The organism is Vibrio cionasavignyae, from assembly GCF_050337155.1.
GTDB classification, from domain to species: Bacteria; Pseudomonadota; Gammaproteobacteria; order Enterobacterales; family Vibrionaceae; genus Vibrio; species Vibrio nomapromontoriensis.
Map to the genome: position 1 here is coordinate 1 of NZ_JAKJSR010000009.1, position 19,058 is coordinate 19,058.

At 44.0% G+C, this 19,058-nt stretch carries 17 protein-coding genes, 10 tRNA genes and 1 rRNA gene; 23 read left to right on the plus strand and 5 right to left on the minus strand.

Annotated features, from left to right (window positions below; genetic code table 11):
* Window positions 1-22 precede the first annotated feature (22 nt).
* The 8 genes from rrf to L4D74_RS00580 all read left to right on the plus strand — a co-directional run bounded on the left by rrf (window position 23) and on the right by L4D74_RS00580 (window position 3,142).
* A 5S ribosomal RNA gene (gene rrf, locus L4D74_RS00545) occupies window positions 23-138 on the plus strand.
* Window positions 139-178: 40 nt separating this feature from the next.
* Window positions 179-255: transfer RNA gene (locus tag L4D74_RS00550), tRNA-Asp, on the plus strand.
* A 517-nt stretch (window positions 256-772) separates the two neighbouring features.
* Window positions 773-2,401, plus strand: a complete 1,629-nt coding sequence (locus L4D74_RS00555) for a methyl-accepting chemotaxis protein (protein WP_428750268.1) — start codon at window positions 773-775, stop codon at window positions 2,399-2,401.
* Window positions 2,402-2,626: 225 nt separating this feature from the next.
* A tRNA-Phe gene (locus L4D74_RS00560) sits at window positions 2,627-2,702 on the plus strand.
* 56 nt (window positions 2,703-2,758) lie between these two features.
* Window positions 2,759-2,834 (plus strand) — tRNA-Thr (locus L4D74_RS00565).
* Between the two features lie 21 nt (window positions 2,835-2,855).
* A tRNA-Asn gene (locus tag L4D74_RS00570) sits at window positions 2,856-2,931 on the plus strand.
* A 33-nt stretch (window positions 2,932-2,964) separates the two neighbouring features.
* A tRNA-Thr gene (locus tag L4D74_RS00575) sits at window positions 2,965-3,040 on the plus strand.
* A gap of 26 nt (window positions 3,041-3,066) precedes the next feature.
* Window positions 3,067-3,142, plus strand: a tRNA-Asn gene (locus tag L4D74_RS00580).
* 118 nt (window positions 3,143-3,260) lie between these two features.
* On the opposite strand, the gene L4D74_RS00585 is transcribed toward L4D74_RS00580, so the two are convergent.
* On the minus strand, window positions 3,261-4,370 hold the full coding sequence (locus L4D74_RS00585; RefSeq protein WP_428750269.1) for a PilT/PilU family type 4a pilus ATPase: 1,110 nt from the start codon (window positions 4,368-4,370) through the stop codon (window positions 3,261-3,263).
* 8 nt (window positions 4,371-4,378) lie between these two features.
* On the minus strand, window positions 4,379-5,419 hold the full coding sequence (locus L4D74_RS00590; protein WP_428750270.1) for a type IV pilus twitching motility protein PilT: 1,041 nt from the start codon (window positions 5,417-5,419) through the stop codon (window positions 4,379-4,381).
* A gap of 25 nt (window positions 5,420-5,444) precedes the next feature.
* On the opposite strand from L4D74_RS00590, the gene L4D74_RS00595 reads away from it, so the two are divergent.
* The 8 genes from L4D74_RS00595 (at window position 5,445) to L4D74_RS00630 (ending at window position 12,102) form a co-directional block, all read left to right on the plus strand.
* A complete protein-coding gene (locus tag L4D74_RS00595; RefSeq protein WP_428750271.1) occupies window positions 5,445-6,152 on the plus strand; it encodes a YggS family pyridoxal phosphate-dependent enzyme in 708 nt (235 codons plus the stop codon).
* 49 nt (window positions 6,153-6,201) lie between these two features.
* On the plus strand, window positions 6,202-7,020 hold the full coding sequence (gene proC, locus L4D74_RS00600; protein WP_265676366.1) for a pyrroline-5-carboxylate reductase: 819 nt from the start codon (window positions 6,202-6,204) through the stop codon (window positions 7,018-7,020).
* 28 nt (window positions 7,021-7,048) lie between these two features.
* Complete coding sequence (locus tag L4D74_RS00605) at window positions 7,049-7,606, plus strand: YggT family protein (RefSeq protein ID WP_428750272.1); 558 nt, start codon at window positions 7,049-7,051, stop codon at window positions 7,604-7,606.
* Window positions 7,606-7,893, plus strand: a complete 288-nt coding sequence (yggU, locus tag L4D74_RS00610) for a DUF167 family protein YggU (RefSeq protein ID WP_428750273.1) — start codon at window positions 7,606-7,608, stop codon at window positions 7,891-7,893. The genes L4D74_RS00605 and yggU overlap by 1 nt, the downstream gene beginning before the upstream one ends.
* A 26-nt stretch (window positions 7,894-7,919) precedes the next feature.
* The gene (locus tag L4D74_RS00615) at window positions 7,920-8,351 is read left to right on the plus strand and encodes a DUF4426 domain-containing protein (RefSeq protein WP_428750274.1); all 432 of its coding nucleotides are present in this window, start codon (window positions 7,920-7,922) and stop codon (window positions 8,349-8,351) included.
* Window positions 8,352-8,396: 45 nt separating this feature from the next.
* Complete coding sequence (locus tag L4D74_RS00620) at window positions 8,397-8,999, plus strand: XTP/dITP diphosphatase (protein ID WP_428750275.1); 603 nt, start codon at window positions 8,397-8,399, stop codon at window positions 8,997-8,999.
* A 2-nt stretch (window positions 9,000-9,001) separates the two neighbouring features.
* On the plus strand, window positions 9,002-10,153 hold the full coding sequence (gene hemW, locus L4D74_RS00625; RefSeq protein WP_428750276.1) for a radical SAM family heme chaperone HemW: 1,152 nt from the start codon (window positions 9,002-9,004) through the stop codon (window positions 10,151-10,153).
* Between the two features lie 95 nt (window positions 10,154-10,248).
* The gene (locus L4D74_RS00630) at window positions 10,249-12,102 is read left to right on the plus strand and encodes an LTA synthase family protein (RefSeq protein WP_428750277.1); all 1,854 of its coding nucleotides are present in this window, start codon (window positions 10,249-10,251) and stop codon (window positions 12,100-12,102) included.
* 89 nt (window positions 12,103-12,191) lie between these two features.
* Here the strand turns inward: L4D74_RS00630 and glsB are convergent, their stop codons facing one another.
* Window positions 12,192-13,112: a glutaminase B gene (glsB, locus tag L4D74_RS00635; protein ID WP_265676360.1), complete on the minus strand. Its 921-nt coding sequence runs from the start codon at window positions 13,110-13,112 to the stop codon at window positions 12,192-12,194.
* A 71-nt stretch (window positions 13,113-13,183) separates the two neighbouring features.
* Window positions 13,184-13,903: a tRNA (guanosine(46)-N7)-methyltransferase TrmB gene (gene trmB / locus L4D74_RS00640; RefSeq protein WP_265676359.1), complete on the minus strand. Its 720-nt coding sequence runs from the start codon at window positions 13,901-13,903 to the stop codon at window positions 13,184-13,186.
* A gap of 152 nt (window positions 13,904-14,055) precedes the next feature.
* On the opposite strand from trmB, the gene mutY reads away from it, so the two are divergent.
* From mutY to L4D74_RS00675, 7 genes are all read left to right on the plus strand, one after another.
* Window positions 14,056-15,102 carry an A/G-specific adenine glycosylase gene (mutY, locus tag L4D74_RS00645; protein ID WP_428750278.1) on the plus strand — a complete coding sequence of 349 codons (1,047 nt, stop codon included), beginning with the start codon at window positions 14,056-14,058 and terminating at the stop codon, window positions 15,100-15,102.
* 14 nt (window positions 15,103-15,116) lie between these two features.
* Entirely contained in the window at window positions 15,117-15,389 is a 273-nt protein-coding gene (locus L4D74_RS00650; RefSeq protein ID WP_250615898.1) for an oxidative damage protection protein, read from the plus strand.
* 52 nt (window positions 15,390-15,441) lie between these two features.
* Complete coding sequence (mltC, locus tag L4D74_RS00655) at window positions 15,442-16,575, plus strand: membrane-bound lytic murein transglycosylase MltC (RefSeq protein ID WP_428750279.1); 1,134 nt, start codon at window positions 15,442-15,444, stop codon at window positions 16,573-16,575.
* 103 nt (window positions 16,576-16,678) lie between these two features.
* Window positions 16,679-16,754: transfer RNA gene (locus L4D74_RS00660), tRNA-Phe, on the plus strand.
* Window positions 16,755-16,828: 74 nt separating this feature from the next.
* A tRNA-Thr gene (locus L4D74_RS00665) sits at window positions 16,829-16,904 on the plus strand.
* 7 nt (window positions 16,905-16,911) lie between these two features.
* A tRNA-Phe gene (locus L4D74_RS00670) sits at window positions 16,912-16,987 on the plus strand.
* A gap of 54 nt (window positions 16,988-17,041) precedes the next feature.
* Window positions 17,042-17,117 (plus strand) — tRNA-Asn (locus L4D74_RS00675).
* Window positions 17,118-17,458: 341 nt separating this feature from the next.
* On the opposite strand, the gene L4D74_RS00680 is transcribed toward L4D74_RS00675, so the two are convergent.
* Window positions 17,459-18,784 (minus strand): cation:proton antiporter, encoded by a 1,326-nt coding sequence (locus L4D74_RS00680; protein ID WP_428750280.1) that lies wholly within the window; start codon window positions 18,782-18,784, stop codon window positions 17,459-17,461.
* Between the last annotated feature and the right edge of the window lie 274 nt (window positions 18,785-19,058).

Genomic DNA, 19,058 nt, shown 5'->3' on the forward strand with positions numbered 1-19,058 from the left:
GAAGAATTTGCTGAAGAATTTGCTTGGCGACCATAGCGTTGCGGACCCACCTGATCCCATGCCGAACTCAGAAGTGAAACGCAGTAGCGCCGATGGTAGTGTGGGGTTTCCCCATGTGAGAGTAGGACATCGCCAGGCTTTAATTTATGGACACTTGCAATAGCGAGTAAGCCACTGCGGAGTGGTAGTTCAGTTGGTTAGAATACCGGCCTGTCACGCCGGGGGTCGCGGGTTCGAGTCCCGTCCACTCCGCCATTTATACTAAGCCTCAGTCGAAAGACTGAGGCTTTTTTACGTTTGAAGAAAATTGTCAGTGACGGGGCAGTTACTTTCCCTTTTAGCCAGGTAGGTGGTTGGTTAGGCCACTTATTACTAAGTCCTAAATTCGACCTTCTCATCGAAGAGTACGCATTTATCAAAATTTATTCCACACATACAAGTCATGTGTGGAGTAATAAGGATTAGTGCCCGTAAGGGGCTTAAATAGCTTATTACCCTACGACTATACCCTCCTTGGTAGAGATCCCCTCAAATAGGGGAACTGTTGATTTGAGAACGCTCGTAGCTATATGCAGAACCAGATGACGTTTAATTTGAATGGGGTTCTCATGCCACTCGACCAAACCAGCGAAAAGTTTAATTGAAAACATATTTTTCTTCGTGAATTTAATCGCAGTCATAGTTTCGCAATAAACTGCTTTCTATTTGAAAAGGGCTGACTAATATGTCGAATTACTTATGAAATCCTATGCGATATAACTTAGAGCTGTTTATGAAGCTAAAAACACAAACTTATTTTTTATCATTAATAATCCTATTTGCCATGGTGGCAGTGACCATTACGGGTCTTTGGGCTTTACGTCTAGCGAGTAGTAATGATAACAAGATGCGAGTGACGGAAATATTCACCAGTACATATTCAACGATTGTTCAGCTAGAAAAACTCGCTGAAGAAGGGGTACTGAGTACTAATGACGCTAAAATGATTGCGACCAGGGTGCTTCGTAACAACATCTATAAAGATAATGAGTATGTTTATGTCGCCGATGAAAATATGACTTTCATAGCTGCGCCTTTAGACCCTCAGTTACACGGGACTAGCTTTCACGATTTTAAAGATAGCTCCGGTAGAAGTGTCGGTGAGATTATTGTTAAAGAACTAGGTAATCGAAAGGATCATCTAATTGAATATGAGTGGTCTCAGAGACTCCCTAATGGCGAAATTGAAAATAAGCTATCTATCGCAGAGAGAACGCCGAAGTGGCAGTGGGTTGTTGGTACTGGCATAGGCTTCAATGAAGTTAATCAACGCTTCTGGTCGACAGCGCAGTGGCAACTAGGGCTATGCGTACTGATCATGGCGATTATATTGTCAATTTTACTTATTTCACTTCGGAAGATATTGGCGATATTAGGAGGAGAACCTGCGGATGTGCTGCACGCTGTTCAAAGTGTCGCGTCGGGAAAAATTGAAACTAAATTTGATAATAAAGCGCAAACCGGCAGTATTTACCATTCTGTTCAGCAGATGAATTATTCTCTAGCAGCACTTCTTTCTAGTATTGAAAAGGTTACCGGCTCTATTGGTTCTCAGCTTTCTGAAACAGATAAGAGAGCACTATCTATTGCGACACTCACGCAAACCCAGCAACAGAGCACTGAGATGATTGCCACCGCCATGACGGAAATGGCTTCATCGGCAAGTCATGTGGCAAAGTCTGCTACGGATACCGCGTTGAGCACGGATGAAGCTGATAAGCAGAGCCAGCATGTTAGTTCGCTTATTTCTTCAGCCCTTTCAAATATCGAAGGTCTAGCTCATCAATTAGATGGGGCGAATACTGCGGTCTCAGAGCTTGATAGTGATGTAAATAATATTGCACGTGTTTTGGAGGTTATTGGTGATATTGCTGAGCAAACGAATCTACTGGCTTTGAATGCTGCGATTGAGGCCGCTCGTGCTGGCGAGCAAGGTCGAGGTTTTGCGGTTGTTGCCGATGAAGTAAGAAGCTTGGCAGGAAGAACACAGAGCAGCACGAAAGAGATTCAAGATATGATCTCGAACCTTCAATCGGGCTCAAAAAAAGCGATTCAAAGTATTCAAAGTTGTACGGAAACCAGTCAAGCAACGGTAGAAGAGTCTCAAACTGCCTCTCGAGCCCTACATGACGTAGTGGTAAGCTTAGAAAAAATCTCTGAAATGAGTCATCAGATAGCAACGGCGGCGGCAGAGCAGACTGAAGTGAGCGATGACATATCGGTAAGAATTAATTTAATAGAGCAAAGTGGCGGCGAATTAAGGGGGGTAGTTGAACAAACAAGAGCTGCGACTCGTTCTCTTGGTCTACTGTCTGGAGAGTTAACTGAAAAAATGAATCAGTTTGAAGTCAAAAACGGTTAAGTTATCGAGTTAAAAACAGCGATTTTCTTCAGTTAATGCCGGAATTAAGTAAAGGGTTTGCGGAAGGAATTATGGTTTAACTTAAGCCCTGTATGCCCACAGGGCTTAATTGTGGGCGCAAAATGCATAAAAATAGAACGCTAAGTATAGAAAATCGACAAACGATATTTTTTTTGCAATTTAGTGTTGACGTTAAGGTCGAAAAGCCGTTTAATACACCTCGTTGCCCGGATAGCTCAGTCGGTAGAGCAGAGGATTGAAAATCCTCGTGTCGGTGGTTCGATTCCGCCTCCGGGCACCACGATTTAAAATTGTTGGTGCTTAGTAAAACAAGCGTCAATAAGTAAAGATAAGTGCGCCGACTTAGCTCAGTAGGTAGAGCAACTGACTTGTAATCAGTAGGTCACCAGTTCGACTCCGGTAGTCGGCACCATTCTTTACAACATATAGTAATTCCCCCTTAGTTCAGTTGGTAGAACGGCGGACTGTTAATCCGTATGTCGCAAGTTCAAGTCTTGCAGGGGGAGCCACTTTTAAAAAATAAGCTTAGCTTGTTTTTACGTGCCGACTTAGCTCAGTAGGTAGAGCAACTGACTTGTAATCAGTAGGTCACCAGTTCGACTCCGGTAGTCGGCACCACTCTTTACTCGAGTATAACTAGTAATTCCCCTTTAGTTCAGTTGGTAGAACGGCGGACTGTTAATCCGTATGTCGCAAGTTCAAGTCTTGCAAGGGGAGCCACTTTAAGAAAAGGCCTCATCGAAAGATGAGGCCTTTTTGCTTTTTTAAAGAGTAAGTTATCTTCCAGTTAAACGCCTCTATTCACGAGTTCAGAAGGCAGTAAAATGGGCACTTTTTTCTAGCTCATGTCTATTTTTATTTTCGATAGTTCCGACTTAGAAGATGTTTCTGAGTTTGCTAGCTTTAGCATTAAACGGAGGTTATTGGATGAGTCGGCACTGTGTAGCGCGTCCTCTTCGTTGATACTACCTGCGTTTACTAAGTCGAAGAGTGCTTGGTCAAAAGTTTGCATTCCAACCTCTCGAGATTTACTCATAGCTACTTTAATTTCGCCAAGCTCTCCTTTACGGAGCAGTTCAGAAACTCTTGGGCTATTTAGTAGTATCTCGAATACACCATGACGACCTCTGCCTTGTTTATCCCTAATGAGTTGCTGTCCAATAATACCTTTGAGATTTGAACTTAAGTCGAAAAGAAACTGCTCTTTTTGTTCTTTTGGTACAAGGTGAAGAATACGTTCGATCGCTTGACTGGCGTTGTTAGCATGCAGTGTTGCCATACAAAGGTGTCCGGTTTCTGCAAAGGACATCGCATACTTCATTGTTTCTCTTGTTCTGATTTCGCCGATTAAAACCATATCAGGTGCTTGCCGAAGTGAATTTTTCAGTGCCACAGCATAGCTCTCAGTATCGAGGCCCACTTCTCGCTGAGTCACAATACACTTTTGATGTTCATGAACAAACTCTATCGGGTCTTCTACCGTGAGGATATGCCCTGTTCGGTGTTGGTTTCGATATCCTGTCATTGCCGCCATTGTTGTGGATTTACCTGAACCGGTTGCACCAACAATTAGGACAAGGCCTCTTTTTGCTATTGAGAGGGTTTGTAGTACGTCTGGAAGAGAAAGTTCCTTAAAGGTGGGAATACGGGTTTCTATTCTTCTTATCACAGCACCTTGTAGTTCTCTTTGAAAAAAGGCACTGACTCGAAATCGACCGGTAGTTCGAACAATGGCGAAGTTAGATTCTTTGCTTGCGAGGTAGGCGCTATATTTTGCGTCATCCATCATCAATTTTAGAAGTGTAGCAACCTCGGCATTCGATAAGTTATCACCTATTGCCTTTAAATCCCCATCAACTCGATAGAGTATAGGGGCACCAGTAGTGAGGTAGAGATCCGATGCATTGAGTGTCAACATTTGATCGAGGATGGCATCAATATTGTTCATTACTGGTCCTAATGAAACATCGAGTTATGTTGGGTGACCTGTTTATTCACTTCTTCGAGTTCAACAATACCTTGAGAAAGTAATTGTCTACTATGTTGTTCTAGCGTTTGCATTCCATGAGCGGCGCCTGTTTGTATCATTGAGTACATCTGTGCCACTTTATCTTCCCTAATTAAATTTCGAATTGCAGGAGTTGCAGTCATGATTTCGTGGCATGCGACGCGGCCGCCATTTGTGCGCTTTAGAAGTTGCTGTGAGATAACCGCTCGTAGTGATTCTGATAACATCGAGCGAGCCATATTTTTGTCGTTACCAGGAAATACATCAATGATACGGTCGATGGTTTTAGCCGCAGAAACGGTGTGTAACGTTCCAAAGACTAAGTGTCCAGTTTCTGCAGCGGTCAGAGCAAGGCTGATCGTTTCTTGATCGCGAAGTTCTCCGACAACAATAACATCAGGATCTTCACGCAAAGCAGATCGTAGTGCGTTTTGGAAACTGTGCGTGTCGCGATGAACTTCTCTTTGGTTTATTAAGCATTTCTTATTTTGGTGAACAAACTCAATAGGATCTTCGATAGTCAGAATATGCTTATTTTTGCTTTGGTTGATGTGATCAACCATAGCTGCCAGTGTTGTTGATTTTCCTGAGCCTGTCGGGCCAGTCACCAGAATGAGGCCTCGTTCAATGTTTGCGATATCGGTTAAAATATCCGGGGCGCCAAGTTGTACTAGAGTTGGTGTTGTTGTGGGGATAGTTCTAAATACAGCGGAGCATCCTCGGGATTGATTAAATGCATTGATCCTGAATCGGCCGACATTGGGGATATCAAAAGAAAAATCGGTTTCAAGTCGGGACTCATAATCATTTCTTTGCTTGTCATTCATGATATCAAAGATTAACTTGTGTACAGCAGAGTGATCGAGAGCCGGGATACCAAGTTTTCTTACTTCTCCGTCAATTCGTACCATTGGTGGTACGCCTGCGGAAAGGTGTAGATCTGAAGCATTATGCTTTACACTAAAGTCTAGCAACTCGGTGATATCCATTTAATTTCCTTATGATTTGTAACCTATGACCAGTATTCAACAAAATATAGAACTAATCACCACCCAGATAGCTCGTGCAGAACAAAATTGCGGGAGAGTGCAAGGTGGGGTGCAATTGCTTGCTGTTAGTAAGACGAAACCTAACGAAGCGATCATTCAGGCCGCCTTGGCAGGACAGCGACAATTTGGTGAGAATTACGTTCAAGAAGGCGTATCTAAGGTCGCGTTCTTTAACGATAACCACCCTGAATTTGATCTTGAATGGCACTTTATAGGGCCTATTCAATCGAATAAAACTCGTGTAGTCGCGGAGCACTTTGATTGGGTCCACACTATTGATCGTGCTAAAACAGCTCAGCGTCTAAATGATCAAAGACCATCGAGTATGGGACCATTACAAGTGCTCATACAGGTGAACACGAGCGAGGAAGCGACAAAGTCAGGAGCTCAAATTGATCAGGTATTTGAACTGGCAGAAGTCATTGATGACTTGCCCAATTTGGTGCTTAGAGGGGTGATGTCTATTCCGGCTAATGTCTCTGGATATGAAGAGCAGCTTCAAGCTTTTATGGTATTGCGAGAAGTGAATAATAAACTGGCGGCGCAGTATGCCAATATTGACACGCTTTCCATGGGAATGAGTGGTGACATGGACGCTGCTATTGCAGCTGGAAGCACAATGGTTCGTATCGGAACAGCGATCTTTGGTGCTCGAGATTACGGACAGCAATAATTATTGTTTAGAGGCGCTTATGTTGCCTCTTTGTTTAGGAATATCTTTAATGGAACAAAGAAAGATTGCTTTTATTGGCGCAGGAAACATGACGCGCTCAATTATTGCGGGGCTGGTTGCCAGTGGTTATGAACCTACGAAAATCACAGCGACGAACCCAAGTAAAGAGAAGTTAATTGCTCTAGCGAATGAATACGGTGTCATGACAACTCATGATAACCTTCAAGCGGCAGAGCAAGCTGATGTGATTGTTTTAGCAGTAAAACCACAATTGATGGCAACGGTCGTTCGTGGCTTCGTTGGGGTTGATTTTAATAGTAAGCTCGTCGTCTCCATTGCGGCGGGGATTTCTATTCAACGCCTTGAGGAAATGTTTGCTACAGAACTCAATTTAGTACGTGTTATGCCTAACACGCCTTCTCTTTTAGGGGAGGGAATGAGTGGCTTGTATGCGAATGAGGCAATACTCTCTCTAGATAAGCAATTTGCTACTGACTTAATGGAAGCGGTAGGCAAGGTATGCTGGGTAGAGAAAGAATCGGCTATTAACGACGTGATTGCAGCTGCGGGTAGTGCACCAGCGTACTTCTTTCTCTTTATGGAGGCGATTCAGCAAGAGGCCATGCGCAATGGAATGGATGAAGCAACAGCCCGTTTGCTGGTACAACAAACCGCGTATGGGGCCGCTAAGATGGTATGCTGTAACCCCGATACAGATCTTGCCACTTTAAGGCAGCAGGTCACATCAAAAGGTGGAACAACAGCAGAGGCGGTAAGAACCTTCGAAGATAGCGGTCTTCGAGATATTGTCTCTCAAGCGATGCAAGCAGCTATTTCTCGCGCGGAAGAAATGGAAAAACAATTTTAACGTATTTACAAAATCGTAAAGGTTACTTATGAATGCAATGAGTTTTTTGGTGTCGACACTGTTCGATTTGTACATCATGGTTGTGCTTCTGCGCATTTGGCTACAAGCCTCTCGCGCCGATTTTTATAATCCATTTTCACAGTTTATTGTTAAAGCGACGCAGCCTGTTGTAGCCCCGCTTCGCCGAGTGATTCCATCGATAGGTGGGCTTGATTTGGCTACTGTGGTATTCGCTTATGTACTATGTGTTGGTAAGTATGTTGCCTTGGTATTAATCGCGGCTGGCGCAAACTTTAGCTTTAGCCCGGACTTCTTGTTTTTAGGTTTACTTTCCTTGCTAAAAGCGGCAGGTGGTTTGCTTTTTTGGGTGCTATTGATTCGTGCTATTTTGAGTTGGGTGAGCCAAGGTCGAAGCCCTATCGAGTTCGTTTTTCATCAACTAACAGAACCAATGTTGGCGCCCATTCGTCGTATTTTGCCTGCAATGGGCGGCTTTGACTTGAGCGTGTTGGTGTTGTTTATCGTCTTACAATTTGCCAACTTTCTGATGGGCGATTTCGTTGGTCCACTTTGGTATAAATTATAGTGTCAGCGGTTGCTTGGGATGGGTGTGATCTAGTGCTGCATGTTTATATTCAGCCCAAGGCTAGCCGTGATAAACTGGTTGGCCTGCATGGCAATGAGTTTAAAATCGCGATTACAGCGCCCCCAGTAGATGGCAAAGCGAATGCTCACTTGATTAAGTATTTAGCGAAGCAGTGTAAAGTGGCCAAAAGTCAGGTTTGTATCGAAAAGGGTGAATTGGGTCGACATAAGCAGATAAGGGTGATTGCTCCCGTGTTGACGCCAAATGAATTTCAGGCCCTCTTATGAGGGTCTTTTTTTACAAGGAGATAGTGATGAGAAAGTACGTATGGTTATTGGTTTTACTGGTGTTTTCAACTGCGGGGTACGCGGGGCAGTATAAAACGATCAAAGATGCGGAAGTACATTACGTGGTATTTAATTCAACTTTTTTGACGCCAGAGGTCGCGCGAAGCTATGGCCTGAAGAGAAATGACACAATTGCGATTGTTAATGTGAGCGTGTTAGATCGCGCAAGCCTTGGAAAACCAGCAATGTCGGCAGAGATTACAGGTGAGGCTAAAAATCTAATAGGGCAAACGAAAACACTGGATTTTAAAGAAATCAAAGAAGGCGATGCGATATACTATCTTGCTCAGTTTAGTATCACAAATGAAGAGCGCTATCAGTTCACGATTGATGTCGACGCAGGAATGAAAGGGCGTGGGCCGATTTCATTTTCACAGCAGCTTTATACAGAAAAATAGTTTCTCACCGACGGGTCGGTAGGAGCGTAAATAGAGACGAACAATATGAGTACAAAAATAGTATTGGCGACGGGTAACCAAGGCAAAGTTCGAGAGATGGCCGATTTACTGGCAGACTTTGGTTTTGAAGTGCACGCGCAAAGTGAGTTTCATGTCTCTGATGTTGCAGAAACTGGCACAACGTTTATAGAAAACGCCATTATCAAAGCTAGACACGCCGCAAAAGAGACTGGCTTAGCTGCGATAGCGGACGATTCCGGCCTTGAAGTTGACTACCTCAACGGCGCTCCGGGTATTTACTCTGCTCGTTATTCGGGTGAGGGTGCGACAGATGCGACGAATATAGACAAGCTTTTATCCGAACTTGCCGAGGTGCCAGAATCTAAGCGTACCGCTCGATTTCATTGCGTTCTAGTACTAATGCGTCATGCTAATGACCCTACACCGATCGTTTGCCATGGAAAATGGGAGGGACGAATTTTATTTGAGAGAGCGGGAGAGCAGGGCTTTGGTTATGATCCTATCTTCTTTGTCCCTGAAGATAACTGTGCCTCAGCAGAGCTAGAACCAGTAAGGAAGAAGCAGTTGTCTCATCGTGGAAAAGCGTTAAGTGAGCTGTTTTCACTGATTCAGTCGCAGGGACTTTAGTTATGCTAGTGCCACCACCACTTAGTCTATACATACATATACCTTGGTGTGTGCAAAAGTGCCCTTATTGTGATTTTAACTCACATGCTCTTAAGGGAGGGATTCCTCAGCAGGAGTATATGGCAGCACTCATTGAGGACCTGGATGTAGATATCATGCGCTATCAGCTGCAAAGTGATGTCCGTCCACTGCATTCCATATTTATTGGTGGCGGCACACCAAGCTTGATCGAGCCTCAATATATTGCCGAGCTATTACAGCAGGTACAGCGCCGTTTACCATTTCGTGACGATATAGAAATCACGATGGAGGCAAACCCTGGGACTATAGAAGTTGAGCGCTTTGCCGAATATCAGCACGCTGGGGTGACTCGTATCTCTGTTGGCGTGCAGAGTTTTCAGCAAGAAAAGCTGACACGACTAGGTCGTATTCATGGTGAGAAAGAGGCGGTAACCGCCGCCAAGTTGGCGCATGAAATAGGACTAAACAGTTTTAATCTTGATTTAATGCATGGCTTGCCAGAGCAAACCATCGACGATGCGCTTGAGGATCTGCAACAGGCCATTGATTTAGCGCCGCCACATTTATCTTGGTATCAGCTAACCATTGAGCCGAATACGTTATTTTATTCAAAGCCACCAACGCTACCTGATGAAGATGACTTGTGGGATATTTTTGAAAAAGGTCATCAGATGCTCGCGAATGCAGGCTATGAGCAGTATGAAATATCAGGGTACAGTCAGCGTGGTTACCAGTGCCAGCATAACCTAAATTATTGGCGCTTCGGTGACTACCTTGGTATTGGTTGTGGTGCTCATGGCAAGCTAAGCTTTACTGATGGGAGAATCCTTCGTACGAGTAAAGTTAAGCATCCAAGAGGGTATCTGAATTTGGTTAAGCCATACCTAGATAGCGAAGTTGATGTTTCTCTACAAGATCGCCCTTTTGAGTTTTTTATGAATCGCTTTAGGTTACTTGAACCGTGCCCTAAGCAAGATTTCGTGACACGGACTGGACTGAGCTTAGATGTGATTCAAAAACCAATTGCTGAAGCGCTAGAGCGTCAATTTATTACCGATACTGGTGAAGCTTGGCAGTTAACAGAGAAAGGGAAGCTATTCCTCAATGATCTGCTAGAGATCTTCGAAATCTAGTAACTTACTTCACAACTGTGTAAAAGCTTATTAATATACGCGCCTTGGATAATTTAACAGTATGGATGCTGTAATCAATTGTTTTTAGGTGCGTTATGTTTCTTTCTCTTGCTAGAGTGCTACTGTCATTTCTATTATTGGCGGTTATTTCCAAAGTTACCTTTCTTGGCTGGTACGAATTTTCGTATACCAATACCTCATTACTAGAGTTCTTTAAGGCAACAGTTTGGGGAGTGAGATTTGATCTAACGGTTGCCTTTTTGCTGTCCTGTTTAGGCTTTCTGTTGTTATTGCCTATCGCACCGTTTTCTAAGGCTCATCAGCTCTGCCATAAAGTATGGTTAGTGCTATGCGGAGCGTGGATTATCTTCGCGACCGTGGGGGATACGATTTATTTGAGTCAGGCCAGTCGCCATGTAACGGTTGACTTGCATCTTGGCAAAGGAATGGAGCTAGAGCTGGCAACTACCGCCTTAACACAGTTTGGTCATTTGATACTTGTTGCAGTGGTATTGCTGGCGATTTATAGCTATGTAGTTATTCGTTGTGTTCCCGCTATTCGCTTTGCCAACAAATGGTATAGCAGTATTGCAATAGCCTTAGTTTGGGTTTTATTGACGGTTACGGTGGTTCGTGGTGGGTTTAGTGATAAACCACAAAGTCCCATGTATGCCTACAAAATAGGCGATGTGAACCAGGCGCGTGTTGCTTGGAGTGCTCCGTATGGCATCACCTATTATTCTCTTATTGGTGAAGATAAATCTGGCCATCGTTGGACGCCTGAGCAGTCACTTGAAGCGATGGAAGACCTGCGCCAGCAACTTAACCGAGCCACATCGACCCAGCTAGAAACGCTTTCTGATCATGACGTGATAGTTGTCTTGTTGGAGAGCTGGACCGCCGTTGACATGAAAAGTTACGGGTCGGAATTTGATACCACACCTTTTTTCGATTCTCTGCGAGAAGAGTCATTGACCACCACTAGTTTCTATTCGAATGGCTTTCGAACGGTGGAAGGTGTCTTTACCACAATGTGCTCTCAACCTAATCCTGTCGGAGGCAGCGTTGCTGGTAGCCGCTTGGAAAGTATGCCTTACCAGTGTCTTCCTCAAGTATTAAAAGAGCAAGGCTGGCACACCACGTTTGTTCAAGGTAGTGGTAAAGGGATGGTTGGTGCTTTTGCTCAAGCTTTGGGATTCACGGATTCATTTGGTAAGTTTGATTATGAAGACGTGGGACAAGAGCAGAATTATTGGGGTTACATGGATGATGGCATCTATGATTTTGCTTTGGAAAAGTTGGCTTCCCACTCACAGCCTCAATTTATGGTCATTAATACCGGCACGACTCACGATAGCTATTTACCGAATGAATCGGATTATGCTTTCGGCAAGTCAACCCCCGATGAGACTCGCCGCAGTGTCGTGAATTACTCTGATCAATCTTTGGAGCGATTTGTCTCGAAACTGAAAGCACAAACAGAAAAACCGACATTGCTAGTGCTGGTTGCTGATCATACGATGGTGGGTGCTCGCAGCGACTTACGTCATGTATCAATCCCGTTTCTCATGGTTGGCATCAATACAGATCTTGCTCCTCAGGAGTTAGATGTTGCTGGCTCTCACAAAGATATCGCGCCAACGATCATGGATTGGTTAGGTGGTGAAGTAAGTTGGTTCTCTGGCCGAAGTTTATTGTCTTCGAATTACCAGCAAGGTGCTGATTTTACGGTTAATAATCAATTCTATTGGGCGGCACAACAAAAGTTGGTGAGAATCAACGCAACGTCTGGGGAGAAAGAAGCGTGTTACCAAATTGGCGATAACACGACCACCCTCACTGAGCAAACATGTGATTCACCAGAGTTTCAGACTATGTATCAGCAAGGAAAACGCTACATGTTGTATAGTCAACAGCACCTATTTGATGGCACTACCCAGCAATATTAAGCGGCCAATAAATTGAACAGATAACAATAAAGCCAGCAATATTTGCTGGCTTTATTGTTATTGAAGACACGTCATGCTGGTGGCTGTCACTAAAAGATCGAACGACCTATTCGAGTAGATAGCATCTCTAAGACGCGAGTGCCGATTAAGGAGTTCCCCGATGAATCTAGTTCAGGAGACCATACCGCGATGGTCATCTCGCCTGGAACTATCGCGACAATACCGCCACCCACACCAGACTTCCCGGGCATACCTACTCGATAAGCAAACTCACCTGCTCCGTCATACAGTCCACAAGTGGCTAACATAGCATTGAGCTGCTTGGTCTGTGTCGGCGTGATAATGTGTTTCTTTGTGTGGACCGATTGACCTTTATTGGCGAGGTAGCTAAAGGTTTTTGCTAAGTCGACACAGCTCATTTTTAATGCGCATGCGTGAAAGTAGTTATTAAGAACCGGGATCACTTCATTTTCAAAATTTCCAAAAGAACGCATCAAATAGGCAATAGCCGCATTACGATCGCTATGCATCATTTCTGAGGCTGCAACCACCTTGTCGTAGACAATATGATTGTCACCTGAAAGTAGCCTTACAAACTCGAGCATGCGCTGTTTAGGCGCAGATAAGCGGCTTTGCAAAAGATCGGCGACCACAATAGCACCAGCATTAATGAACGGATTACGCGGAATACCGTGTTCCATCTCGAGCTGAATTAGAGAATTAAAAGCTTGTCCAGACGGCTCTTTGCCAACCCGTTGCCAAATCTCTTCTGGTTTGTATAGCATCATCGCCAAGGTAAGACTTAACGCTTTGGAAATAGATTGTATGGAAAAAGCCTCTTCCGCGTCCCCTGAGCAAATAATCTCGCCATCATTGGTGCATACAGCGATGCCAATCTTATCATTGGCGACACGAGCAAGTGCAGGGATGTAGTCTGCGACCTTACCCTGACCGATAAGAGGGCGAACTTCGCTGACGATTTGCGATAATATTTGCTGAGTTGGTTTCATATACACCTGAGAGGTAAAGGGCTAGGAACAAAAAAGCCAACATAATGTTGGCTTTCGAATGGGTCGTAGTGTTACTTCGTACGGCGGAACTTAATGTCCCAAACACCGTGACCGAGTCGATGGCCGCGAGCCTCAAATTTCGTCAGTGGTCGATCTTCAGGTCTTGGGATGAAGTCTCCGTCCGTCGCCGTATTGGCGTAGCCTGGTGCTTGATTCATGATTTCAATCATATGTTCACCGTAGTTTTCCCAATCGGTGGCCATATGGAAAATGCCCTCTTCAAGCTTAAGCTTTTGGCGCACCATTTCCGCAAAGTCTAATTGTACGATGCGACGTTTGTGATGACGTTTTTTGTGCCAAGGATCTGGAAAAAACAGCTGCAGCGTCGTTAGGCTGCTGTCTGGAATCATATTTTCGAAAACTTCAACGGCGTCATGACACATAACACGTAAGTTCGTTACACCGGCTTCTCTCGCTGAAGACAGACAAGCGCCAACACCTGGGCTGTGTACTTCAATACCAAAGAAGTTTTTCTCAGGTGCATTTTTTGCCATCTCAACGAGTGAGGCTCCCATGCCAAACCCAATCTCTAGAATAACGGGGTTATCGTTGCCAAATACTTGATTCCAATCGAGTAAAGTGTCTTGGTAATCAATACCCATTGTTGGCCAACATGCTTCCATCGCGGCTTCTTGCCCTTTTGTTAGGCGTCCTTCGCGACGGACAAAACTGCGTATTTTACGTACTAGCTTGCCATCTTCTGTGTATTCATTTGTTGTCACTTCACTCATTGGTCTGCCTGTTCAATCAATAATCAGAGCGGGAATTATCCAAAGAATTTGCCAAGGTGCAAGTGTTATTACTCAGGAAATTCCCAGTGTTTTACTTCTTTCAATAAGTGTGGTGCAATTTCACGCAAATTATAAGTAAAAAGAGAAGAAATGTGACGCCTTATGCAAGCTCAATTTTAGACTGGTATGAAAAATACGGACGAAAGTCTCTTCCGTGGCAACAAGACAAAACTGCGTATAAAGTTTGGTTATCTGAGATTATGTTGCAGCAGACGCAAGTCACCACTGTTATTCCATATTTTGAACGTTTTTTACAACATTTCCCTACCGTCGAAGCGCTAGCGTGTGCGCCTCAAGATGAGGTTCTACATTTATGGACTGGACTTGGTTATTACGCAAGGGCTCGTAATCTACACAAAGCAGCACAAATAGTGATGAGTGAACATGGGGGCGAATTTCCTAAATCGCTTGAAGCCATGAATGCTTTGCCTGGTGTTGGGCGTTCAACCGCTGCGGCTGTTTTGTCGTCGGTGTATAAATTGCCCCATGCTATTTTGGACGGCAATGTAAAGCGTACCTTAGCGAGAAGCTTTGCTGTAGAAGGTTGGCCAGGGCAGAAAAAAGTAGAGAACGTACTGTGGGAGATAGCTGAAAGCCATACACCGTCAACACAGACCGACAAGTATAATCAGGCCATGATGGATATGGGGGCGCTGGTATGCACGCGCAGTCGCCCAAAATGTACGTTGTGTCCAATATCAACGCTTTGTGTTGCGAACAAGCAGGGCAGGCAATTAGAATTTCCTGGCAAAAAAACGAAGAAGATCAAGCCAGAAAAAGAAACATGGTTTGTTATTTTGAAGCACAAAGAGGACGTGTGGTTAGCGCAACGACCTCAGTCTGGGATTTGGGGGGGACTTTTTTGTTTCCCTGAAAGCCAAGTTGCTGATATCACGGAGACCTTGGATAAACTGAACATTGAAGAAGGTATGATTCAGTCGACGGAAACTGATATCGCTTTTCGCCATACCTTTAGTCATTACCATCTCGATATTACGCCAATCATCGTGACCTTGAATCAGCTTCCTACAATGATCATGGAACCGTCGCAAGGTCTTTGGTATAACATGTCTAAACCAGATAAGGTTGGCTTAGCTGCACCAGTCAAGCAGCTCATCCACGCCTTACAACGAATGTAATTAAGGATAACATTATGAGCCGTATGGTCTTTTGTGCTCGACTACAAAAAGATGCCGAAGGGTTAGACTTTCAACTTTACCCAGGTGATTTAGGCAAACGTATTTTTGACAATGTGTCAAAAGAAGCGTGGGCGCAGTGGCAATCCAAACAAACGATGTTGATCAACGAAAAGAAGCTTAACATGATGGATCCTGAGCATCGAAAGCTGCTTGAAACAGAAATGGTTAACTTTTTGTTTGAAGGGAAAGACGTTGTCATTGATGGTTACACGCCGCCGTCAGAATAAGAAATAAGGATATTAGAAAACACCACCTAGCGTGGTGTTTTTATTAGCGACTATGAAAAAACTGATTTACTTCTTGGTACCGATACTGCTGGTGGGTTGCAGCCGTGAATTTATTGAAAAAATTTACGATGTTAATTATGAGCCGACCAATCGCTTTGCCAAAAATCTTGCTGAACTTCCAGGGCAGTACCTTAAAGATACCAAGGCGATGGATGCTTTAATTGGTAGCTTCAATGGCAATATCGAAAAGCGCTGGGGCAGCAGTGAGATTAAAGTGGCAGGGAAAAGCAACTACGTTAAGTACATTGATAATTACCTGAGTCGCGCAGAGGTGGATTTTAGTAAGGGGGTAATAACCATTGAAACCGTTTCCCCGACCGAACCAGAAAAGCATCTTAAAAACGCGATCGTGACGACTTTGCTTACCCCAGATGATCCCGCGAGTGTCGATTTATTCTCGTCTCGCAGTATTAAGCTTGAGGGGCAGCCTTTTCTCTATAATCAAGTTGTCGATCAAGAACAAAAGCCGATGCAATGGTCATGGCGCGCGAGTCGCTTTGCGGACTACCTTATCGCCAATAAAGTCAAAACAAAAAATGTCGATTATAAAAAAGCGTACTACGTAGAAATCCCCATGGTAAAAGACCATGCGAGCAAGCGAAGTTATCAATATGCCGATATCGTTAGGCGCGCATCGCTCAAATATGACATTCCAGAAGACCTCATATACGCCATCATTAAAACAGAAAGTAGCTTTAATCCCTATGCGGTAAGTTGGGCCAATGCGTATGGCTTGATGCAAGTGGTGCCTAAAACAGCCGGGCGAGACGTATTTAAACTGGTTAAGAATAAGCCTGGTGAGCCATCACCGGAGTACCTTTTTAATCCTGAGCAGAATATAGATACGGGTACGGCTTACTTTTATATCCTTAAAAATCGCTACCTAAAGGCGGTTCGTCATCCTACATCGCTAGAGTACAGCATGATCTCAGCTTACAACGGAGGAACCGGTGGAGTACTGAATACGTTCAGTAAAGATAGAAAGCGGGCAATGAATGATTTGAACTCTCTGCAACCTAACCAAGTTTATTGGGCATTAACAAAAAAACATCCAAATTCCGAATCACGCAGATACTTAGAAAAAGTAACAAAATTCAAAAAGGATTTTAACGCAGGAAAGGGTTAATAGTTACTTTTGCTGAAAAATGCAGCGCTTAAACGGTTTTTTGAAGTTTTTTTAAAAAACCTGTTGACGGGAGAGCGGAAAATCCGTTTAATAGCGCCCCGTTGCCCGGATAGCTCAGTCGGTAGAGCAGAGGATTGAAAATCCTCGTGTCGGTGGTTCGATTCCGCCTCCGGGCACCACAATTTGATTTGTTGGTGCCAACGATTTTTAGTAAAGATTTGCAGCACGAACAGAAGCATAAAGAATTTAGTGTGCCGACTTAGCTCAGTAGGTAGAGCAACTGACTTGTAATCAGTAGGTCACCAGTTCGACTCCGGTAGTCGGCACCATTCTTTTGCCTCGATAGCTCAGTCGGTAGAGCAGAGGATTGAAAATCCTCGTGTCGGTGGTTCGATTCCGCCTCGAGGCACCATTATTTGGTGCTTAACAAATAATGGTCTTAGGACCTGATGTTGACACAGATAATTCCCCTTTAGTTCAGTTGGTAGAACGGCGGACTGTTAATCCGTATGTCGCAAGTTCAAGTCTTGCAAGGGGAGCCACTTTAGAAAAAGGCCTCATCGAAAGATGAGGCCTTTTTTGCATTTTATGGTTTTACACCTGATAGTTTTGCATCGTGCTGCTCTAAGGGGGCTTGGTGCGCTTTCGTTATCCCCGTCGTATTTCTTCTTTATTCAGTACCTTATCGCTTTGCCACTTTCTAGCTTCACCATTGGGTTCTGGTTAATGGGGTATAGGGTGGTTAGGGTTGGTGCTGGTATCGGCCTCTACAGCTCTCTCGGTTGTATTTATCGCTTGTTACAGAGGGAGCAGAGAGAGCAGAACGGAGTTAACAAAGATTATCCGTCATTTCTGCTCCCTGAATTCATTGAAATAGAATGTACTACTCAGTCTTATCTGATGAAATATCAGTTGGAGTCGAATCTTTATTCGCCATGGCTTTTTCTGCTAACTTGGCTTTTTCAATCATAGGGGTAATAGTTGAGCCTTGGATTAAAATCGAGAACACAACCACAGAGTACGTCATGACGAGGATAATCTCTTTCACGTCGATGAGTTTATCTTCAATTACCCACACCCCTGCTGGTATTGATAATGCCATAGCAAGCGCTAGTCCTCCCCTTAAACCGCCCCAAGTGAGTATTCTTATCGACCATGGGTTGTAGCGCCTAAAGCGCTTAAAACCGACGTAAGAAAGTGCCACACTTAAATACCGGGCTCCTAATACCAGTGGAATGGAGAAAGCCATCAGAATCCAATCTTCTTCATGAAATTGAAAGAGGAGCATCGACATACCAATCAATAGGAACAGCACGCCATTTAAAAATTCATCGACCAATTCCCAGAAATGGTCAAGGTGCTCTTCTGATTCTTTTGAAAAACCAATATAGCGAGTCCAGTTGCCAATCATGATACCTGATACCACCATGGATAGTGGGCCAGAGACGTGTAGGACATCAGCGAAGGCATAACCTGCAGTCGGAATGCCAATGGTAAGCAACAATTCCATTGAGTGGTCATCTGTTGCACTTATTAGATAATGAAACAGTAGACCAAGTAAGAAGCCATAAACAATGCCGCCGACGGCCTCTTGCAAGAAGAGTAAGGAAACGCCAGTCAAACTAGGAGCTTCGTTGCCAAAGGCAATGGTGTATAACGTAACGAAAATCACTAAGCCAAAGCCATCGTTGAATAGAGATTCGCCCTCTACTTGTGTTGAAATTCGCTCAGGCGCATCCAGTTTTTTTACAATAGCTAACACGGCGATAGGATCGGTCGGGGAGATAAGCGCGCCAAAGAGTAAGCAGTAAATTAGGTCAAATGGCACGCCAATAAACTGACAGAAGCCATAAAGAACAGTGCCAATAAAAAAGGTTGAAAATAACGTCGCGCCTAATGCCAATACGGTGATCTCCCACCGTTGATCTTTCAGGTGGGGCAATTTGATGCCTAGGCCACCGGCGAACAGAAGAAAGCCTAAAATACCTTTGAGAAGAAAGTCTTCAAAATTAATATTGGCGACCATTTTAGAGGCGACACCCGTTAGATCGAACCAACCGTTTTGTCCTCCAATGAGAATCATCAAAGAAAGTATCATGGCTCCCGCAGTAATTGCGATGGTGGTTTGCATTTTACCGATCTTACTATTGATGAATGCAATCAGCATGGCTGCCGCAGACAAAAAACAGAGTGTCTGATAAACGGACATTAAATCACCTTAATTGTAATAAATTGTGAATGGGATTTTGTTCCTGTCGTGAGTGAAGATCAATCACTAATTGAAAATTCATACCTTTTAGGTATAGAACGTTTGGTCATTGAATGACTTTCTTTGCCTGAATTTTATTTTTATTCTTGTTATGACATGGGAAGTAACGAAAAGGTTGCGAGAGAGATTGGACTTGGTTAGTTTGGTTGGAAATAAAGCACTCAAAAGTTATTTTAGACGTCTAGATTTCTAAAGTTACTATGATAGGATGGCT